This window comes from Xanthomonas arboricola (assembly GCF_003353015.1).
Taxonomy (GTDB): domain Bacteria; phylum Pseudomonadota; class Gammaproteobacteria; order Xanthomonadales; family Xanthomonadaceae; genus Xanthomonas; species Xanthomonas arboricola_E.
Map to the genome: position 1 here is coordinate 1,359,645 of NZ_QREM01000009.1, position 17,753 is coordinate 1,377,397.

At 65.0% G+C, this 17,753-nt stretch carries 10 protein-coding genes, 1 pseudogene and 1 riboswitch; of the genes and pseudogenes, 5 read left to right on the forward strand and 6 right to left on the reverse strand.

Annotation, left to right across the window (positions count from 1 at the left end; genetic code table 11):
- Positions 1-262 (forward strand): annotated as a pseudogene (locus tag C0541_RS16415) (integrase core domain-containing protein); the annotation flags it as partial.
- A gap of 287 nt (positions 263-549) precedes the next feature.
- Here C0541_RS16415 and C0541_RS16420 read toward each other — a convergent pair.
- Complete coding sequence (locus C0541_RS16420) at positions 550-1,071, reverse strand: hypothetical protein (RefSeq protein ID WP_115049925.1); 522 nt, start codon at positions 1,069-1,071, stop codon at positions 550-552.
- A 248-nt stretch (positions 1,072-1,319) separates the two neighbouring features.
- On the opposite strand from C0541_RS16420, the gene C0541_RS16425 reads away from it, so the two are divergent.
- The gene (locus C0541_RS16425; RefSeq protein ID WP_115049927.1) at positions 1,320-3,347 is read left to right on the forward strand and encodes a sodium-translocating pyrophosphatase; all 2,028 of its coding nucleotides are present in this window, start codon (positions 1,320-1,322) and stop codon (positions 3,345-3,347) included.
- A 285-nt stretch (positions 3,348-3,632) separates the two neighbouring features.
- Here the strand turns inward: C0541_RS16425 and C0541_RS16430 are convergent, their stop codons facing one another.
- A complete protein-coding gene (locus C0541_RS16430) occupies positions 3,633-4,121 on the reverse strand; it encodes a hypothetical protein (RefSeq protein ID WP_115049929.1) in 489 nt (162 codons plus the stop codon).
- 198 nt (positions 4,122-4,319) lie between these two features.
- Here C0541_RS16430 and ppa point away from each other — a divergent pair, with 198 nt between their 5' ends.
- Together ppa and C0541_RS16440 are read left to right on the forward strand one after the other, a co-directional pair.
- Complete coding sequence (gene ppa / locus C0541_RS16435; RefSeq protein ID WP_005990841.1) at positions 4,320-4,856, forward strand: inorganic diphosphatase; 537 nt, start codon at positions 4,320-4,322, stop codon at positions 4,854-4,856.
- Between the two features lie 113 nt (positions 4,857-4,969).
- Complete coding sequence (locus tag C0541_RS16440) at positions 4,970-6,118, forward strand: HDOD domain-containing protein (RefSeq protein ID WP_161960106.1); 1,149 nt, start codon at positions 4,970-4,972, stop codon at positions 6,116-6,118.
- 347 nt (positions 6,119-6,465) lie between these two features.
- Here C0541_RS16440 and C0541_RS16445 read toward each other — a convergent pair whose 3' ends face one another.
- The 4 genes from C0541_RS16445 to thiC all read right to left on the reverse strand — a co-directional run bounded on the left by C0541_RS16445 (position 6,466) and on the right by thiC (position 15,137).
- Complete coding sequence (locus tag C0541_RS16445; protein WP_161960107.1) at positions 6,466-9,432, reverse strand: TonB-dependent receptor plug domain-containing protein; 2,967 nt, start codon at positions 9,430-9,432, stop codon at positions 6,466-6,468.
- Positions 9,433-9,480: 48 nt separating this feature from the next.
- A complete protein-coding gene (locus tag C0541_RS16450) occupies positions 9,481-10,374 on the reverse strand; it encodes a helix-turn-helix domain-containing protein (protein WP_115049935.1) in 894 nt (297 codons plus the stop codon).
- Positions 10,375-10,484: 110 nt separating this feature from the next.
- Positions 10,485-12,836, reverse strand: coding sequence for a winged helix-turn-helix domain-containing protein (locus C0541_RS16455; RefSeq protein ID WP_115049937.1), 2,352 nt, complete (start codon positions 12,834-12,836; stop codon positions 10,485-10,487).
- Positions 12,837-13,259: 423 nt separating this feature from the next.
- Complete coding sequence (gene thiC / locus C0541_RS16460; protein WP_115049939.1) at positions 13,260-15,137, reverse strand: phosphomethylpyrimidine synthase ThiC; 1,878 nt, start codon at positions 15,135-15,137, stop codon at positions 13,260-13,262.
- Positions 15,138-15,252: 115 nt separating this feature from the next.
- Positions 15,253-15,350: riboswitch (TPP riboswitch) on the reverse strand.
- A 420-nt stretch (positions 15,351-15,770) separates the two neighbouring features.
- Between thiC and C0541_RS16465 the strand changes: the two genes are divergently transcribed.
- Positions 15,771-17,744, forward strand: a complete 1,974-nt coding sequence (locus C0541_RS16465; RefSeq protein ID WP_115049941.1) for a prolyl oligopeptidase family serine peptidase — start codon at positions 15,771-15,773, stop codon at positions 17,742-17,744.
- Positions 17,745-17,753 lie beyond the last annotated feature (9 nt).

A 17,753-nucleotide genomic window follows, 5' to 3' on the forward strand; every position in this document is an offset into this window, starting at 1 on the left:
CGAGTGGGCCGATCGCAAGGGCATCGCCTTGGACTTCATCGAGCCTGGGCGTCCAATGCAAAACGGTTTTATCGAACGCTTCAACGGCAGCTACCGGCGCGGCGTGCTGGACATGCATATCTTCCGCACGCTGAGCGAGGTCCGCAAACAGACCGAACACTGGCTGGCCGACTACAACCAGCAGATCCCGCACGACAGCCTGGGCGGGCTAACGCCCNTCTTCCGCACGCTGAGCGAGGTCCGCAAACAGACCGAACACTGGCTGGCCGACTACAACCAGCAGATCCCGCACGACAGCCTGGGCGGGCTAACGCCCACCGAGTTCCGTGATCAACATCAACCGCAGACCTCTAGTTTTAGCTGGCATTGAATTGAGGGGAGTCGACACGCTGGCGGTGACCACCTACTAATTGTAAGCGGCTGACAAAAGCGGCAGGCATCTGCCAGGTGGATGCGTATGGCGAGTACTGGGCATGCAAGTTATGTATGCCACTCGCGAACACCAGCCGCATCCACCTGACGGCTGCGAAGCAGGCCTCCTCGCCGCTCTTACTGACAGGCCTTGCCTTCCATCGTCTGCTGCGCAGCGAACATCGGTACCTGCGGGATCTTGCCGGCGGCGGCTTGTTGCTTGGCATCTTCCAGGTAGATGCGTGACTGGCCTTGGCCATCGAGCTGTGGTTTGGCATCTACCGGCTTGCGCCAGACGCGCACCACCGCCTGCTGCGCGGGGCAGGCCGCACTGGGGACGCGGATCACATCGTTGAAGATCCAGCCAGATGCGACGCTGGGCGTGGCCTTGGCGAAGTCCACGAAGCGTGCGCGCGGCTGGCAGGTGGGGCTGCTGCGCACCACCGACAATGTATACGGCTGTGCAGCATTGCCGGTGAACACGCCCTCCAGGCGTGCGCAGGCTTCGGGAATCTGGCGCAGGGTGTGCACGGCGCCGACCGCTTGGGCGGTGCCGGCTGGGCGCTGCTTCAATTCCGGCGTCGGTTCGGCAGCGAGCGCTTGGGCGCTGAGCAAGACTGCAGCGATCGTCACGGCATATTTTGCGGCATGGTTCGACATCGTCACTCCTGGATCGGCTCGATCACGTTGGCCGCAGGCTGTCATGCCGCAACTGAACGACGCGCCAAAGCCCGCGGTGGTGGCAGCGGCGCAAGGCGCGGCGCATACTCGCCCGCAATCCGGCCACCCGAACATCGCGACGCGCGTTACGGCCCCATGGCCGTCGAGTCCGTATTCGCCACTCCACTCGCTGCGTGCATCGCCCTTGGTTCGTCCGACCGGACGACATCCATTCGCTGGGAGGGGTCATGCTGGAACACTACGGGTTGTTACTCGCGCTGGGTTGTGCGGTCCTGGCAATCGTCTATGGGGGGGTGTCTGCACGCTGGGTGATCGCGCAGCCGAGCGGCAACGCACGCATGCAGGAGATCGCCGCCGCGATCCAGGAAGGTGCACGCGCGTATCTCAACCGGCAATACCTCACCATTTCGATTGCCGGCGGCGTGCTGTTCGTCCTGGTCGGGCTGTTTTTGAGCTGGTACACCGCCAGCGGGTTTGCGATCGGCGCGGTGCTGTCGGGGCTGGCCGGCTACATCGGCATGAACGTGTCGGTACGCGCCAACGTCCGTACGGCCGAGGCCGCGCGGCATGGCATCGGCCCTGCGATGGATGTGGCGTTCCGTGGCGGTGCCATCACCGGCATGCTGGTGGTCGGCCTGGGATTGCTCGGCGTCGCCGGCTATTACGCGCTGTTGCAGGCGCTGGGACTGCCGCTGGAGCGCAACCTGCATGCGCTGGTGGGGCTGGCATTCGGCTCGTCGCTGATCTCGATCTTCGCGCGCCTGGGTGGCGGTATTTTCACCAAGGGTGCGGACGTGGGCGCGGATCTGGTCGGCAAGGTGGAAGCCGGCATCCCCGAGGACGATCCGCGCAACCCGGCGGTGATCGCCGACAACGTGGGCGACAATGTCGGCGACTGCGCCGGCATGGCAGCGGATCTGTTCGAAACCTATGCAGTCACCGTGATCGCCACGATGCTGCTGGGCAGCCTGACCCTGGCCGAAACCGGTCCGCATGCGGTGCTGTACCCGCTGGTGCTCGGTGGCGTATCGATCATCGCCTCGATCGTGGGCGCGGGCTTCGTCAAGGTCAAGGCGGGCGATTCGATCATGGGCGCGCTTTACAGGGGCGTGATCGTCTCCGGCGTATTGGCCGCACTGGCCTACTGGCCGATCACCCAGTCGCTGATGCGCGACAACGCACACGGTGCAACATCGTTGTATGTCTGCGCCTTGATCGGGCTGGTCCTCACCGGCCTGATCGTGTGGATCACCGAGTACTACACCGGCACCCAGTACAAGCCGGTGCAGCACGTGGCCGCCGCAAGCACCACCGGTCACGGCACCAACATCATTGCCGGCCTGGGCGTCTCGATGAAATCCACTGCGCTGCCGGTCATTGCGGTCTGTGCGGCAATCTGGGGCGCGTTTCATTTTGGCGGCCTCTACGGCATTGCGACCGCGGCGACTGCGATGCTGTCGATGGCCGGCATGATCGTTGCGCTGGATGCATACGGGCCGATTACCGACAACGCCGGCGGCATCGCCGAAATGGCCGAGTTGCCGCCGGAAGTACGCAACATCACCGATCCGCTGGATGCGGTGGGCAACACCACCAAGGCGGTCACCAAGGGCTATGCGATCGGCTCGGCCGCCCTGGCCGCGCTGGTGCTGTTTGCCGACTACACGCACAACCTGCAGGCGGCCAATCCCGGCCAGGTCTTCGCCTTTGACCTGTCCGACCACACCGTGATCATCGGCTTGCTGATCGGCGGCTTGATCCCGTATCTGTTCGGCGCGATGGCGATGGAAGCGGTGGGGCGCGCGGCAGGCGCGGTGGTCGAGGAAGTGCGTCGCCAGTTCCGCGAGATTCCGGGGATCATGGCCGGCACCGCCAGGCCGCAGTACGACCGTGCGGTCGACATGCTGACCCGCTCGGCGATCCGCGAAATGATCCTGCCCTCGCTGCTGCCGGTGGTGGCGCCGGTGGTGGTCGGGTTGCTGCTCGGACCGCGCGCACTGGGTGGATTGTTGATCGGCACGATCGTGACCGGCCTGTTCCTGGCGATTTCGATGACCACCGGCGGCGGCGCCTGGGACAATGCCAAGAAGTACATCGAAGACGGCCACTTCGGCGGCAAGGGCAGCGAGGCGCACAAGGCTGCCATCACCGGCGACACGGTGGGCGACCCCTACAAGGACACCGCCGGTCCAGCGATCAACCCGCTGATCAAGATCATCAACATCGTGGCCCTGCTGCTGGTGCCGCTGCTTTGAGGGCGACCTGCCGCAAGCCGCGATCCGGCCGAAGCTAACGCGGTGGGACCCGGAACGTGCCAACGCACGTCCGGGTCCCCTACACCGCGCCAGGCCTTACAACGCCGGCAGCGCTTACCTGACGGCCACTGCGGGCCGGCCCCGTTGGCCTGCGGCCGGCGGTGCTGGCGTGCTGCATGGCCCGATCGCGACAGCCGCGCCTGCCCCGCTGCCCTGCCCTACCCTGACCGGACGCAATCCCTGCACCAGGCAGCACCGCGCAACAGCCTGCGGTGCCGCATGTCCTCAGAGGCAGCCGATCAAGCCATCGTAGATCGGCGGCGCGCCACCGGGCAGTGGCTCGAACAGCGGGTTGTTCACCGCCAGGGTGCGATACATCTCGTCCAGCCGCGTCCCGGCCTTCAGTGGCGCCGTGCAGCGCCAGACCCGGCTGTCCGAGCGCAGGTATCCGCTGCCGGGATCGACGCTGACCTCGCTGGCGCCGAAGGTCCAGATGCAGCTGCGCACCACCCCGCTCACCCGATGCACCGAGCAGCGGAAGCGCAGCGACTGGTAGTCGCTGAATTCACCGCCGCAGAAGGTGTCGCCGCAGATCTGGTCGAAGTCGTGTTCCAACCGCTGCTCCAGATCGACGAAGGCCTCCCAGCCCTCGCCATTGGCGGGCCAGTCCACCGCATCGACGTAGGTCGGCGGCGACGCAGGTGTTGCCGCGCCAGCGAGCTGGACAGCACCGGAGAGCAGCAGCACAAGAAGCAAACGCACAGGCTTGAACATGGCAGTTCCCGAGCAGTGGAGGAGTCTGCAGCGTGCGCCACGCCCCGGGCCACGACGATCAGGGAGCTTCCCGGGATGAATGCGGGCTATGCCGCACCCGGCAGTCAGAACATCGCCCATTCAGTGTCGCTGCACCGCAACAGCCGAACGCGTAGAATCGCGCTCCACACACTAGATGACGCCTCGGGAGTTACGCGCATGGGTCTTGAACTGGTCACCTCTGGCAAGAATCTGCCGGAAGAAATCAACGTCGTCATCGAAATTCCGAAGGACTCGGAACCGGTCAAGTACGAAGTGGACAAGGCCAGCGGCGCGATCTTCGTCGACCGCATCCTCTCCACCCCGATGCGCTACCCCTGCAACTACGGCTATGTGCCCAACACCCTGTGCGGCGACGGCGATCCGGCCGACGTCCTGGTGGTGCTGCCGCTGCCGTTGGTCCCCGGCTCGGTGGTGCGTTGCCGCCCGGTCGGCGTGCTGCGCATGAGCGATGAAGCCGGCAGCGACGAAAAGATCCTGGCGGTGCCGATCGAGAAGATCTTTTCCGGTTACGCGCATATCGAGGATATCAACCAGGTCTCCAGCCACTGGATGGAGCGCATCGGGCATTTCTTCGAGCATTACAAGGACCTGGAGAAGGGCAAGTGGGTCAAGCTGGACGGTTGGGGCGGCGCGGCCGAGGCCAAGCGCATCCTGGTGGAGTCGGTGGAACGCTATAATTCCGACGCACCCTGATCCAACGAGCGTGATGCAGCCCCGCAACCGCGGGGCGATCGGGATCACGCTTCCGGCGTGATCCCGGTGACCGCCGGCGGCAGATTGGGTACATTGCCGACAGCGTTTGGCCGGTGTCTGTCACCGGTGACTCTTGGGGAAGTGTCTTGCGTATTCTGTTTGTTGGGGACGAAGCCAGCCTTCCGTCCGAACTGAGCGACTACGTCGCCGATCTGGGTGATCAGTGGCAGGTGCAGCAGGTGGCCGACGGCAATTCGGCGATCGAAGCGGCTGCGTTGTCGCCATTCGATGCGGTCATCGTCGCTCCCGTCCTGCCCGACCTCACTTCCGCCACGTTGCTGGGGCAGATCCGCACGCTGCGGCCGGACACCATCCGTATTGCCTTGATCGACGCCCAGGACGGCCAGCGCACGCCGCCGGCGCGCATCATCGGCGTGGCGCACCGCTTCCTGCCGATGCCGCTGGCCCCGGAAGTCCTGCTTGAAGCCATCACCAGCCTGGAAGAACTGCGCGACCTGCTCGGCAATCCGCGCTTGCGCGCTGCGATCGGCCGGATCGAAAAACTGCCGTCGCCGCCGCACCTGTATCTGAGCCTGATGCATGCGCTGGAAGAGGAAGAAGGCACCGATGCGGCCGACATCGCCAAGCTGATCGCCGGCGATCCGGCAATTGCGGCCAAGGTGCTGCAGCTGTGCAATTCCGCGTTCTTCTCCGGCGGCCGCAGCATCACCGACCTGCGCACCGCAGTGACCCGCCTGGGCGTGGCCACGCTGCGCGACCTGGTCCTGGCCAGCGAGGTGTTTTCGGTACAGACACTGACCCCGGCCGAGCGCAGTGCGCTGCAGCGCCGCGCCCTGCTCTCGTCACGACTGGCAGCCAAGGTGTTGCCGCCCACCAGCGCAGAACTCGGCTCCACCGCGGCGCTGCTGGCCGACATCGGCCTGTTGCTGCCCGGCGTGCGCGACGAGCGCGAACCGCCAACGGAAGGCGGCGACGATCGTCTGGGCCACGCCGAAGCCGGCGCGTACCTGCTCGGTCTTTGGGGCCTGCCGATGCCGATCATCGAAGCGGTGGCCTTCCATCGTCACCCGCAGCGCTCCAGCCTGCGCAGCTTCTGGGTGACCGGCGCGGTGCATGTGGCGACCGCATTGGCCAGCGGCGAAACCGTGGACGAGGAGTACCTGTCCAAGGTCGGCGTGCTCACCCGCCTGCCGGCCTGGCGCGAGCAGGCCGATACCTTGCTGGGGCTTGCCGAGGCCTGAGGACGGCACCAGGGTGATGCAACAGGAAAGGCGCGACCTGGTCGCGCCTTTTTCTTTGCCTGTTTGCGAGAACGCAAATGCAGTCATGGCGCGATGCTGCTTGTCTGCGCATGCATCACCGCGCTCGCGATTTGCATGGATATCGCCACATGACTGGCGCGGCGACGTGCAGCAAGCCAGCAAGCGCGCTGGTCATCCCAGCACGGTGCAGCGCATGCTCAGGCAGACAGACACACGACGGGCATGGCAGCGCCAGCGCTTGCCAGACCTTGTCCCCACTCACTCTCCGGAAACAAAAAAAACGGGCCTTTCGGCCCGTTTTTTCAATCCTTACGACGCTTCGGTGATCAGAAGCGCTGGTTGTACTGCACAAACAGGAAGCGGTCGTAGTCGAGCATCGGATCGATCGCCGCGGTGCTGCTGTTGGTGATCGAGTAGGTGATCGGCGGCTGCTTGTTCCAGATGTTGCGGGCACCAACGGTCACGCTGCCATCCCACGGAGCCTGCCAGGTAACCGAGACGTCCTGGTAGGAGATCGAGCCCTTCTTGTTGGAACCGGTGCCACCGCCCCAGCCCGGATTCGGGGTCTGGTAGTTCGGGTTGTTGCACTCGATGCCTGCGGCTGCATCCCAGCAGTAATCACGGAAACCGCCGTAGTAGCGCAGGTTCCAGTTGGCCGACAACGCACCCAGCGACCAGTCCAGACCCAAGGTGGCACGCACGCGCGGGAAGTTCCAGTAGCCGGCGCTGTTTTCCCACTCTGCACCGGCTTCTGGTTGCGACTTGTAGGTCGCCAGGTAGTTGGTGTCGAGGTTGACGGCGAACTTGCCGTAGGCGGTTTCTGGCATGCGGTAACGCACGCCGAAGTTATAGCCTTCGGTTTCCAGGCGGCCCAGATTGACGTTGCCACGGCTCAACGTGGTGACCTGGCCAGTCACCGCATCGCGGCCGAAATCGGCGCAGTAGCTTTCCAGATTGTTGAGGTAGCAGTTGTTCAGCACATCATTGGCCGTCAGCGCGGTGATGATGTTGGAGATCGAGATGCGGTACCAATCCAGCGAGAAGTCCAGGCCCTGCACCCAATGCGGGCTGTAGACCATGCCGACGGTGCGGGTGATGCTGCGTTCCGGCTCCAGCTCGGCATTGCCCACGCCCGAGTTGAACGGCGCATTGCCCTGCACGTCGCGGCGGGTGACCGGATTGCCTGCGGTGTCGGTCTGGCGGAAACCAGCCGGCACTTGGCCTGCGCAACGTGCTGCCACGCTGCCGGTACCCAGCGAACCGAAGGTCGCATCGCACGGATCGGTGAAGGTATCGAACGTCTGCGAGCCACCACCGAAGGTGTCGGCCAGCGTCGGCGCGCGGAAGCCGGTGCCGTAGGTACCACGCACCAGCAGGTCGTCGATCGGCTTCCAGGTGAAGCTGAACTTGCTGTTGGTGGTATCGCCGAAGCGGCTGTAGTTGCTGTAACGCGCGGCCACGTCGAACGACAGTTCCTTGGCGCCCGGCAGATCCTTCAGCACCGGAATCAACAGCTCCAGGTAGGCTTCGTTGGTCTGGTAGCTGCCTTCGGTGGCCTGCGCGGCCAGATCGGTGGTGTAACCAGCGCTGGACAGCTGATCCGGATAGTCGTACCCGCTGATCTCACGGTGTTCGAAGCCTGCAGCGAAGCCCAGCTCACCGGCCGGCAGGTCGAACAGGCCGCCGGTGACGTTGGCGGTCCACTGCTTGCTCAGGCTCTGCTGCGTGGACTGACCCAGTGCATTGATGTACTGCAGCGCATTCGGGGTGGAGGCCGACGGGCCGCCCAGGATGTTGAACGGGGTGCACTGGCCCAGCGCATTGCTGGTGCCCAGCGGCAGCGGGCTGGCCGCGGTACCGCACTGCACCTGACCCTGCGCATTGAGGAACGACGGGCCCAGTGCCTTCTGCAGCGCCAGCAGGTTGATGTTGCCGCGCGAAACCTGGGTCACGTCGTACTTGTTGTAGTTGAAGCCCACGTCCCAGTTCCAGCCGTGGCTGCCGACATCGAACACGCCTTCCAGCGCTGCATCGAAGTGGGTGGACTTGACGTTGCTTTCGGTGGTGCGCGGCAACTCAACCGTACGACGGAACCAGCTGTTGATGTCCTGGCCGATCGGGTTGTAGTAGCTGGCACCGCTGATCGCCACCGGGAATTGCGGCTGCGACGTGGCTTGCAGCGGGTAACCGGCGATCTGCCGGTTGGACTCGCGCTCGGAGTACATCGCGGTGGACTTGAAGGTGATGCTGTCGGTGATGTTGTAGCTGCCGCTTGTGAAGACCGACTTGTTCTTGCTGGACTGCTGCAACATCATCTGGTCGACGGAGTTGTAATAGTCGTCCACGCCTGCGCCAACGTGATAGTTGGAGAGGTCGCGCGAATCAGCGCCAACGCCCTTGCCGTCGAAGGAACCGGTGTGATTCAGCACCCACTGGTTCGGCGACCACGTGCCCTGGCCAGCACCGACAACGTTGCCGTCGGTGTCGAGATAATTGCCTGCGCCTGGAGTTCCCACTGCACGCGGATCGTTGAAGCGACCCCACGGGCCAGTTGCGCTCAGGCTGTCTTCGATATGGTTCGGGCCGGCCGAGTAACGGGTCAGCGCCCGATCCTTGGCCCACACCGGATCTTCCTGGGTGTAGTTGACGCCGAACACCAGCGAGGCCCGGTCGGTGGTGGTGCCGGCGGTGAAGGAGTACTGCTCCTTGGAACCGTCGCCACGGCCGTTCTGGCCGAAGTACGCCGACGCTTCAGCGCCCTCGTAGTTCTGGCGCAGGATGATGTTGACCACGCCGGCCACGGCGTCGGAGCCGTAGATCGCCGAGGCACCGTCCTTGAGGACTTCGATGCGGTCGATCAGCGAGCTGGGAATGGTCGACATGTCGCTCAAACCTGCCAGGCTGCTGGTCCAACGCTTGCCGTTCACCAACACCAGCGTACGGTTCTCACCCAGGTTGTACAGGTTGACGTACTGCCCGCCCTGTTCCGGATTGGAGCTCAGCACCGCGGCCTTGCTGAAGGTCTGGGTACCGGCAATCGACAGGTTCTGGAGGATGTCGCCGACGCTGACCAGGCCCGATTTCTGGATGTCCTGCTGGCTGACGGTGAACACCGGCTGTGCGGTTTCGACGTCGACCGAGCGGATGCGCGAGCCGGTGATTTCGATGCGGTCCAGGGTCGTGGTCGACGGGGCGGACTGCTCTTGTGCATTGGCGGCAAAAGCCGGCGTCAACGCGATCGCAATACCGGCGGGCAACAGGCCCAGCCGCACTGCGGAGGTGCGAAGGTTCATCAATCTCTCCAGGGTTCGTTAGTGGCGCGTTAAGCGCCCCTGTGCAAATTACGATTGCGTGAACATCGTCGCTTTGCGCGTCACGTTCCGTGGCTTTGCCGAATCTGGCGGATTTGTCGTTTGGTCCCGGTAATGCGATGCGGAGACACCGAAACGCGCGCGGAACGCCCGCGCGAAACTGCAGCAGTTGTCGAAGCCGCTTGCGGCCGCAACCTCACCGATCATCATCGAGGTGTCGCGCAGCAGGTCGGAGGCGCGCTCCAGGCGCAGACGTGCCGACAGGGCCTGCGGGCTTTCCTCGTACAGGCTCTGGAACGTCTTGGAGACATACCAGCTGGAGAAGTTGGTCAGCTGCGCCAGCTCGCTGATGCGCACGACGCGGTCGCTGTTGCCTTCCAGATAGAGCCGTGCGCGTTGCATGCGACCGAACACCTGCCGGCGGCGACTGCGCGAGCGTCCAGGACAGCGCTGCTCCTGCGCGATGAAGTCGCGCTGCATCGCGGCCAGATGCAGCAACAGTGGGCGCGCCGATGCGCCGCCGTTCTGCGCGGCCGCGTTGCGCCACAGGCGCAGCGCAATCCGCAGATCGCCGCGCGACAGCTGGCTGCGCCCCGGATACAGGGTGGCATCGGTCAACTCGGTCAGCGATTGCAGGCTGTCGCCATCCAGGCTGACGCCGACACACAGCGCGCTGCGGTCGGCCTGCACGGTGGGATGCGATTCCTTGTCAAAGGCGATCCAGTCGCCGGCACGCAGGCGGAAGCGGCCTTCCTTCGACTCCACCCAGGCGCGACCGCGCAACTGCACCCACAACGTGAAGGTCGTGGCGGCGGTGCGGATGCTGCCCAGGCGCGAGACGGCCAGACAGGTCGTCGACGTCGGCTCGCTGGCACCGTCCAATGAAAGTGCGAGTCCGCGATCTGCGGTGATGACCTGTTGCATGGTGGCAGCCCCCTGTACAAAAGAGGGCGTAGTGTTTTGCCGAATCTGGCGTGAGTCAGGAAGTTCCGACGAAGGTCTGCCGAAATTGCCACGAAGTCTTTCCGAAGAATTTACGAGGTGATTTTCCGCAATACGATCAACAGGTTGGACACGACACCCAGGGGCGTGGCGAGGCGTTCCGGCAACTGCATGAAGGCGATCGAGCTGCCATCTTCCTCCGCCAGTGCCACGTACAGCGCGCCGCTGCGCTGATCCACGCTGAAGCCGTTGATGGTGGTGTACTTGGCCACATCCAGGCAACGCCCTGCCCCGGCATGCAGGTCGCTGTCATAAGTGGCGCAGGTGTCGGTGGACGACAGGTAATGCACCTGACCGCGCGCACCGGGCGCCCAGCTGCGATAGCGCCAGCGCGATGGCCGGTGCGGATCGACCGGCTGCAAGGTGTCGGCCGCCAGCGACGGAGCGACCTGCCATAGCCCACCGCCGGTCAGCCGCGTCAGTAACACCTGGCCACTGACGCGGTCCAGCCGCGCCTGCGAGACGTCCTGCAACGATGCCAGCGCGCGCCAGGGAGCGCTGCGCCTGTCGTAGAGGGTGGCGAAGGTACGACCGTCATCCGCTGCAGCCACGACCAGCAACCGGTCGGGATCGGGAAGATGGATCGCCTGCAATGGTCGCGCCTGCGGCACCGGTAGCCGCACCGCCTTGCCGGTGCTCGGGGTCACCTCGAACAGCGCCGCGTGCCCCTGCGCGTCGCTTCCGCTGACCAGCACGCGCTGCGAGTCGGACGACCAGTCGGCGGCCTGGCGCGCATCCGGCCGCAGGCCTTCGATCAGGCGCACCGAGCCAGGTTTGCCGACATCGCCCCACCACAGGCCGTACGCCCCGGAGCGGTTGGAGGCAAAGATCAGCTGGCGGCCGTCCGGCGCGATCATCGGCTGGTCGTCGCGCCCGCTGGAGGCAAACAGCCGGCGACGGATGTAGCCGCCATTCATGGGGTCGTGAATGACCTGATACACGCCAAATTGCGGCTTGCGCTGCACGAACACCAGCTGGCCATGCGCCACGTCCGGCGCCTGCGCATCGTCCACGCCCATGTCATGCAGGCTGCGGTCGACCAGATCGAGCCGATAGAGCCGTGCCTCGCTGTCCACGCGGCGCCCGAAGATCAGGCCACTGCCGTCGGGCAACCAGCTCCAGCCGCGGATATCGGCGTTGTCGTGAGTCAGTCGCTCGGCAGTGCCGCCGCCTGCCGGAATGCGCCACAGATCGCCAAGCTGCGGGTTGCGCAGGAAGACGATCCAGTGCCCGTCCGGCGAATAACGCGGCATGTAATCGAAATCGGTCGGCTGCGCGCTGTAGTTCAGCGGCTGCCATTGACCGGTTTCCAGCTCCAGCCGACGCATGCGCAGCGCACCGTGCGCGCCGGTCATGCTGCCGAACAGCAAGGCACGGCCGTCCGGCGACCAACTGAAACTCAGCATGTCCGCGCCATCGCAGCGCGCCACCTCGCGTGCGGCGGCCGGGCCGTTTGCAGCGGCAATCATGATGCGGCAGCTGCCATCGGGCGCCTGCCGCGAGAAGGCGATCTGGCGTCCGTCTGGCGACCAGGCCGGCAGCCGATCGGAGACGCCGGCTGCCGGCGTCTCCAGCACGCGCGGATAAGCGTTGTTGGTGGTCTTGACCAGGATCGAGGTGCCCGCGCGATCGCTGATCAACGAGGCGTAGGCCACCATCGCTCCATCCGGCGACAGGCTGGGCGTGAGATCGAAGCCGCCGCCCGCAGTGATGATCTGGTAAGGGCGCTTGGGGCTGCCCGGCACCGCCGAGGCCACCGTGGTGTCCTGGGCTGGCGCCCGCATCCATAGTGTCCGTGCTGCCAGCCCCAGCACCGCCAGCACCACCAGCAAGGCCACGCCGGCCACTGCCAAGGCCCGCCATCGGCGCTGCCGTGCCATCTCCGGCACCGATGGCGCCGGCGGCACCAATGGCGGGGGCTGCCGGATTGCCGGGCTGGGCTCCGCCGCGGCAGTGGCCGCTGCGCCGGCTGTGTGATCGCGGTCGCCAAGCACATCGGCCGATGCAGGTGCAGCCGGTGCACGCGCGGCGCCATCGGCCGACCTGTCCACCTGCTGCTCCCACGCGACCGGCGCCAGCAGGCGATAGCCGGTCTTGGCGATGGTCTCGATATGCTCGAAACGCTGGCTGCCGTCGCTGGCCAATGCCTTGCGCAGTTGCGTGACCGCCTGGGTCACCACATCGTTGGTCGGCAAAGTGTCGGGCCAGACCTCGGCCAGCAGTTGCTCGCGCGCCACCACCTGGCCCTGCTGCCGCGCCAGCGTCAGCAGCACCGCCAGGGACTTCGGCGCCAGCCGCGCGGGGCGCCTGGCGCCGGGCGCATGCACCTCGCGCGAGGCGACATCGACCACGCACTGGCCGACACGCAACCGGTCCGATGGCATCGCATTAGCGGGAGGAACACTCATCGGCAGGAAGACGCATCGGCATGCAAGGACTACAAAGAACGCATCACGCAGTTCGCGCGAAACGCCAAATTCAGCAAAGGACCACAACCAACTGTGTCATGCATCCATTTGGTGCAAATTTTACTCTATGCCTCGTTGCTTCCCTACGACAGGTGGCGACGTCAGGCTCTCTCTCTCGCCGACGAATTCAAATAATTACGATGTCCCCTTCGCGCCCCTGGCGCGATTTTTTTATCTGCGATTCAGCCAAATGCCGTGAAATGCTTGCGGAATGTAACCGCTTGCAGGACGCCGGTTGACGCGGCACTTGCGCACCGCGTCGTGATCTGCCTAAGCCGAAACTGAATTCTCCTTAAGCAAGCTGTCCGCTTTGCGGCACTGCATCGCCGATGCCACATGTCATGTGGCGCGATAGACCTGCGCCCCCTCTGCCAGGAACTGCGCCGACTTTTCCTGCATCCCCGCAGACAGCGCGTGCGCTTCGCCCATGCCATGCTCGGCCGCGTAGTCGCGCACGTCCTGGGTGATCTTCATCGAGCAGAAGTGCGGCCCGCACATCGAGCAGAAGTGCGCCAGCTTGTGCGCGTCCTTGGGCAGGGTTTCATCATGGAACTCCCTGGCCTTTTCCGGATCCAGCCCGAGATGGAACTGGTCGTCCCACCGGAATTCGAAACGCGCCTTGCTCAAGGCGTTGTCGCGCACCTGCGCACCGGGATGCCCCTTGGCCAGATCCGCCGCATGCGCGGCAATCTTGTAGGCCATGATGCCGTCGCGTACGTCCTGCCGGTTGGGCAGGCCCAGATGCTCCTTGGGCGTGACATAGCAAAGCATGGCAGTGCCGAACCAGCCGATCATCGCCGCGCCGATCGCGCTGGTGATGTGGTCGTAGCCGGGTGCGATATCGGTGGTCAGCGGCCCCAGGGTGTAGAACGGCGCCTCGCCGCATTCGCGCAGCTGCTTGTCCATGTTTTCCTTGATCAACTGCATCGGCACATGCCCCGGGCCTTCGATCATGGTCTGCACATCGTGCTTCCAGGCGATCCTGGTCAGCTCGCCCAGCGTTTCCAGCTCGCCGAACTGCGCTGCATCGTTGGCATCGGCAATGCAGCCCGGGCGCAAGCCGTCGCCCAGCGAAAACGCCACGTCATAGGCCTTCATGATCTGGCAGATGTCTTCGAAGTGCGTGTAGAGAAAGTTTTCCTTGTGATGGGCCAGGCACCACTTGGCCAGGATCGACCCGCCGCGCGAGACGATGCCGGTCACCCGCTTGGCCGTCAGCGGCACGTAGCGCAGCAGCACACCGGCATGGATGGTGAAGTAATCCACGCCCTGTTCGGCCTGCTCGATCAAGGTGTCGCGAAAGATCTCCCAGGTCAGCTCTTCTGCGCGCCCGTCGACCTTTTCCAGCGCCTGGTAGATCGGCACCGTGCCGATCGGTACCGGCGAGTTGCGGATGATCCATTCGCGCGTTTCGTGGATGTGCTTGCCGGTGGACAGGTCCATCACCGTGTCGCCGCCCCAGCGGATCGACCACACCAGTTTTTCGACCTCTTCTGCAATACCGGACGACACCGCGCTGTTGCCGATGTTGGCGTTGATCTTGGTCAGGAAATTGCGACCGATGATCATCGGTTCGCTTTCCGGGTGATTGATGTTGTTGGGCAGGATCGCGCGGCCGCGGGCAATTTCCTCGCGTACGAACTCCGGCGTGATGCGTTGCTGGATCGCGGCACCGAAGGCTTCGCCCGGATGCTGCTTGCGCAGGATCGCGTCGGTCACCGCTTCCAGGCGCTGGTTCTCGCGAATCGCCACGAACTCCATTTCCGGCGTGATGATGCCGCGCCGCGCGTAATGCATCTGGGTGACGTTGGCACCGTCGCGCGCCACCCGCGGCAGGTGCCGTGCGGGGAAACGCACCGCATCCAGGCGCGCATCGTGCTCGCGGCCGCGGCCGAAGCTGGAACTCAGGCCGTCCAACGCCACGGTGTCGTCGCGCTCGGCGATCCAGCGCGCGCGCAGCGGCGCCAGGCCGGCGGCAAGATCGATCGCGGCATGCGGGTCGGTGTACGGCCCGGAGGTGTCGTAGACACTGAGCGGGGCATTGTCTTCGCCACCGAACAGCGTGGGCGTGCGGGTCAATGCGATCTCGCGCATCGGCACCTGCAGGTCGGCGCGCGAGCCCTGCACGAAGATCTTGCGGGACCCTGGAATCGGCTGGGTCACGGCCCCGGACAGCGACCGGGCTTGTTGCTGCAAAACGGTAGGCGCGGCATTCATGGCATTCGTCCTGTGTGCTGGAAAACCAGCACCCACGGCGCTGGCTCTGCGAAGGAGTCGCAGGCGGACGAAGCGGCGGCGCTCAATGGCGATGCGCCCGTGCACGGCACGGACCATCGCATCTAACGAAGCTTCCCTACGCCGGTATCAGCCGGATCAGGTTCGAAGGGACTGTCTCAACCGCAGCGCACTGCGGTACCCCCACTTCGGCGGCGATTAAACCACATCGCACCCTGCGCGGCGAAAAAATGGCGCCAGCCGTCGGCACCGCGCTCGGCGACGAGATGCGCGCTTGGTGCATGCCGCTACGTGCAGCGGCCGCGCTCGCCTGGCGATGACCAACGCAGTGTTGTCACGGTCCGCTGCCTGGACACACCGGTTGTCACAACGCCCCCGTCGGGAAGTCGTTGTCCATGTGCCAGGACTGCCACGCCACCGGCCGCCTGGCACGCAGCAGCGCGATGGTGCCATGCAAGGACATTTCCACGGCGCATCGCACCGCTAGCCTGCAGTCACTACAACAAGAAACCTGTTCTCTCTCCCTGCCGCCGATCTTCGGCGGCTTTTTTTCCCCCTTGCCACAGCGGTCGCCACTTCGTTATCGTTCTGTGAAACAGGGGACGGACGACGCAGATGCAAGGGATGCACCGGTTTGGCTGGGCAGCAGTGCTGCTGATGGGAGTGTGCTCGGTGACCGCGCAGGCCACCCCTCCGCCGCCTGCAGAGGCCTTCGTCGAATCCGGCCCGATCTCTTCGCCGGCAATGTCGCCGGATGGAAAGCATCTGGCGGTCAGCGCGGATCTGGGCGACGGCAACTACGCGCTGGTGGTGTATCGCATCGCCGGCATGCAATCGACCACGATGCTGCGCCTGCCGCGCTATGAATTGCCGGTACGCATTGCCTGGGTCAGCGACCGTCGGCTGGTGATCGGCAAGGGGCGCAAGCTTGGCTCGCTGGAAGAGCCCATGCCGATGGGCGAGATCATCGCCACCGACCTGGATGGCAGCAATCAGCGCTATGTGTACGGCTACCTGCAAAGCACCCGCAACGCGGGGCTGGAGCGCGGGTTCGGCTACATCGAGGGCCTGCCGAGCCGCCGCAACGGGCACTTCTACATGCGGCGGTTGTCGCTGGATTCGCGCCACTCGATGCTCTATGACGTCGATGCCAGTACCACCACCCATCGCCTGATGGCCGATATCGACGTTCCCGATCTGCGCTTCGTGCTCGACCACGATGGCGTGGCGCACTACGCCTACGGCACCGACGACAACGATAACCCGTTGCTGTTCCGCCGATCGGGCAATGGCTGGTCGCCGATGACCCAGGTCCAGGCCAACTGGCGACCGATCGCATTTGCACGGCAGCCGGGCCGTGTCTACGGCTGGTACAGCGAGGCCGGCGGCCCGGCAGTCCTGGTGGCCAGCGATCCAGACGGCCAGCAGCGCAGCGTGCTCGCGTCGGATCCGTTTTACAGCGTGGACGATCTGCAGTGGGGCCCGGCACCGCAAACGCCGTTTGCTGCACGACTGGGACCCGGGCGACCGACATTGCGCTATGTCGAGCAGGACACTGCCGAAGCGCAGCTGCACCGGAGCTTGAGCCAGACCCTGGCCGGCCAGTACGTGGACTTCATCAACTTCACCGAGGACGGCAACGGCCTGCTGCTGCGGGCCTACAGCGACCGCGATGCCGGGGCCTGGTACATCTTCGACCGGCCAAGCAACACGCTGAAACTTGTCATCAAGGCACGCAGTGCGCTGCAGGCGGCGCAGATGAACGAGCGGCGCATGGTGACCTTTCAAGCCAGCGACGGGTTGATCCTGGACGGCGTGCTTACCGTCCCCGCCGCTGCTGCAAAGGGGCAGCGACTGCCGATGATCCTGCTGCCGCATGGGGGACCGCATGCAGATGGCGATGGCTGGGCCTTCGATACCGATGCCCAGTTCCTGGCCAGCCGCGGCTATCTGGTGCTGCAGGTCAATTACCGCGGCGGCCTGGGTCGAGGCAACCGGTTCGAGCGCGCCGGGTACCGCCAGTGGGGCGAGCGTATCCAGGACGACCTGATCGACGGCGTTCGCTGGGCAGTGAGCCAGGGACTCGCCGATCAGACGCGTATCTGCAGCTATGGCGCCAGCTTCGGCGCGTATGCCGCCATGATGGTGCAGGTCAAGGCGCCGGAGTTGTTCCGCTGCGCGGTCGGCGTGGCCGGCATCTACGATCTGCAGATGATGTACAGCAAGGGCGACATCAACCGCAGCGACTACGGCCTGAATTATCTGGAGCGCGCCATCGGCCGTGACGCGGCCGAACTGGCGGCGCACTCCCCGGTGACGCTGGCCGACCGCATCAAGGTGCCGGTGCTGCTCGTGCACGGCGAAGAGGACGAACGTGCCCCCTTTGCACAGGCCAAGAGCCTGCGCGCGGCATTGACGCGCAGCGGCAACGCGCCGCAGTGGATGGCCGTTGCCAAGGAAGGACACGGCTTCTACAAGGAGGCCAACCAGATCACGTTCTATCGCACCCTCGAACGCTTCCTGGCCGAGCAGCTGGATGGCAGCACTGCGGCAAAGACATCCAGTACGGTATCTGCCGCGCCGCAGTAACCAGGCGAG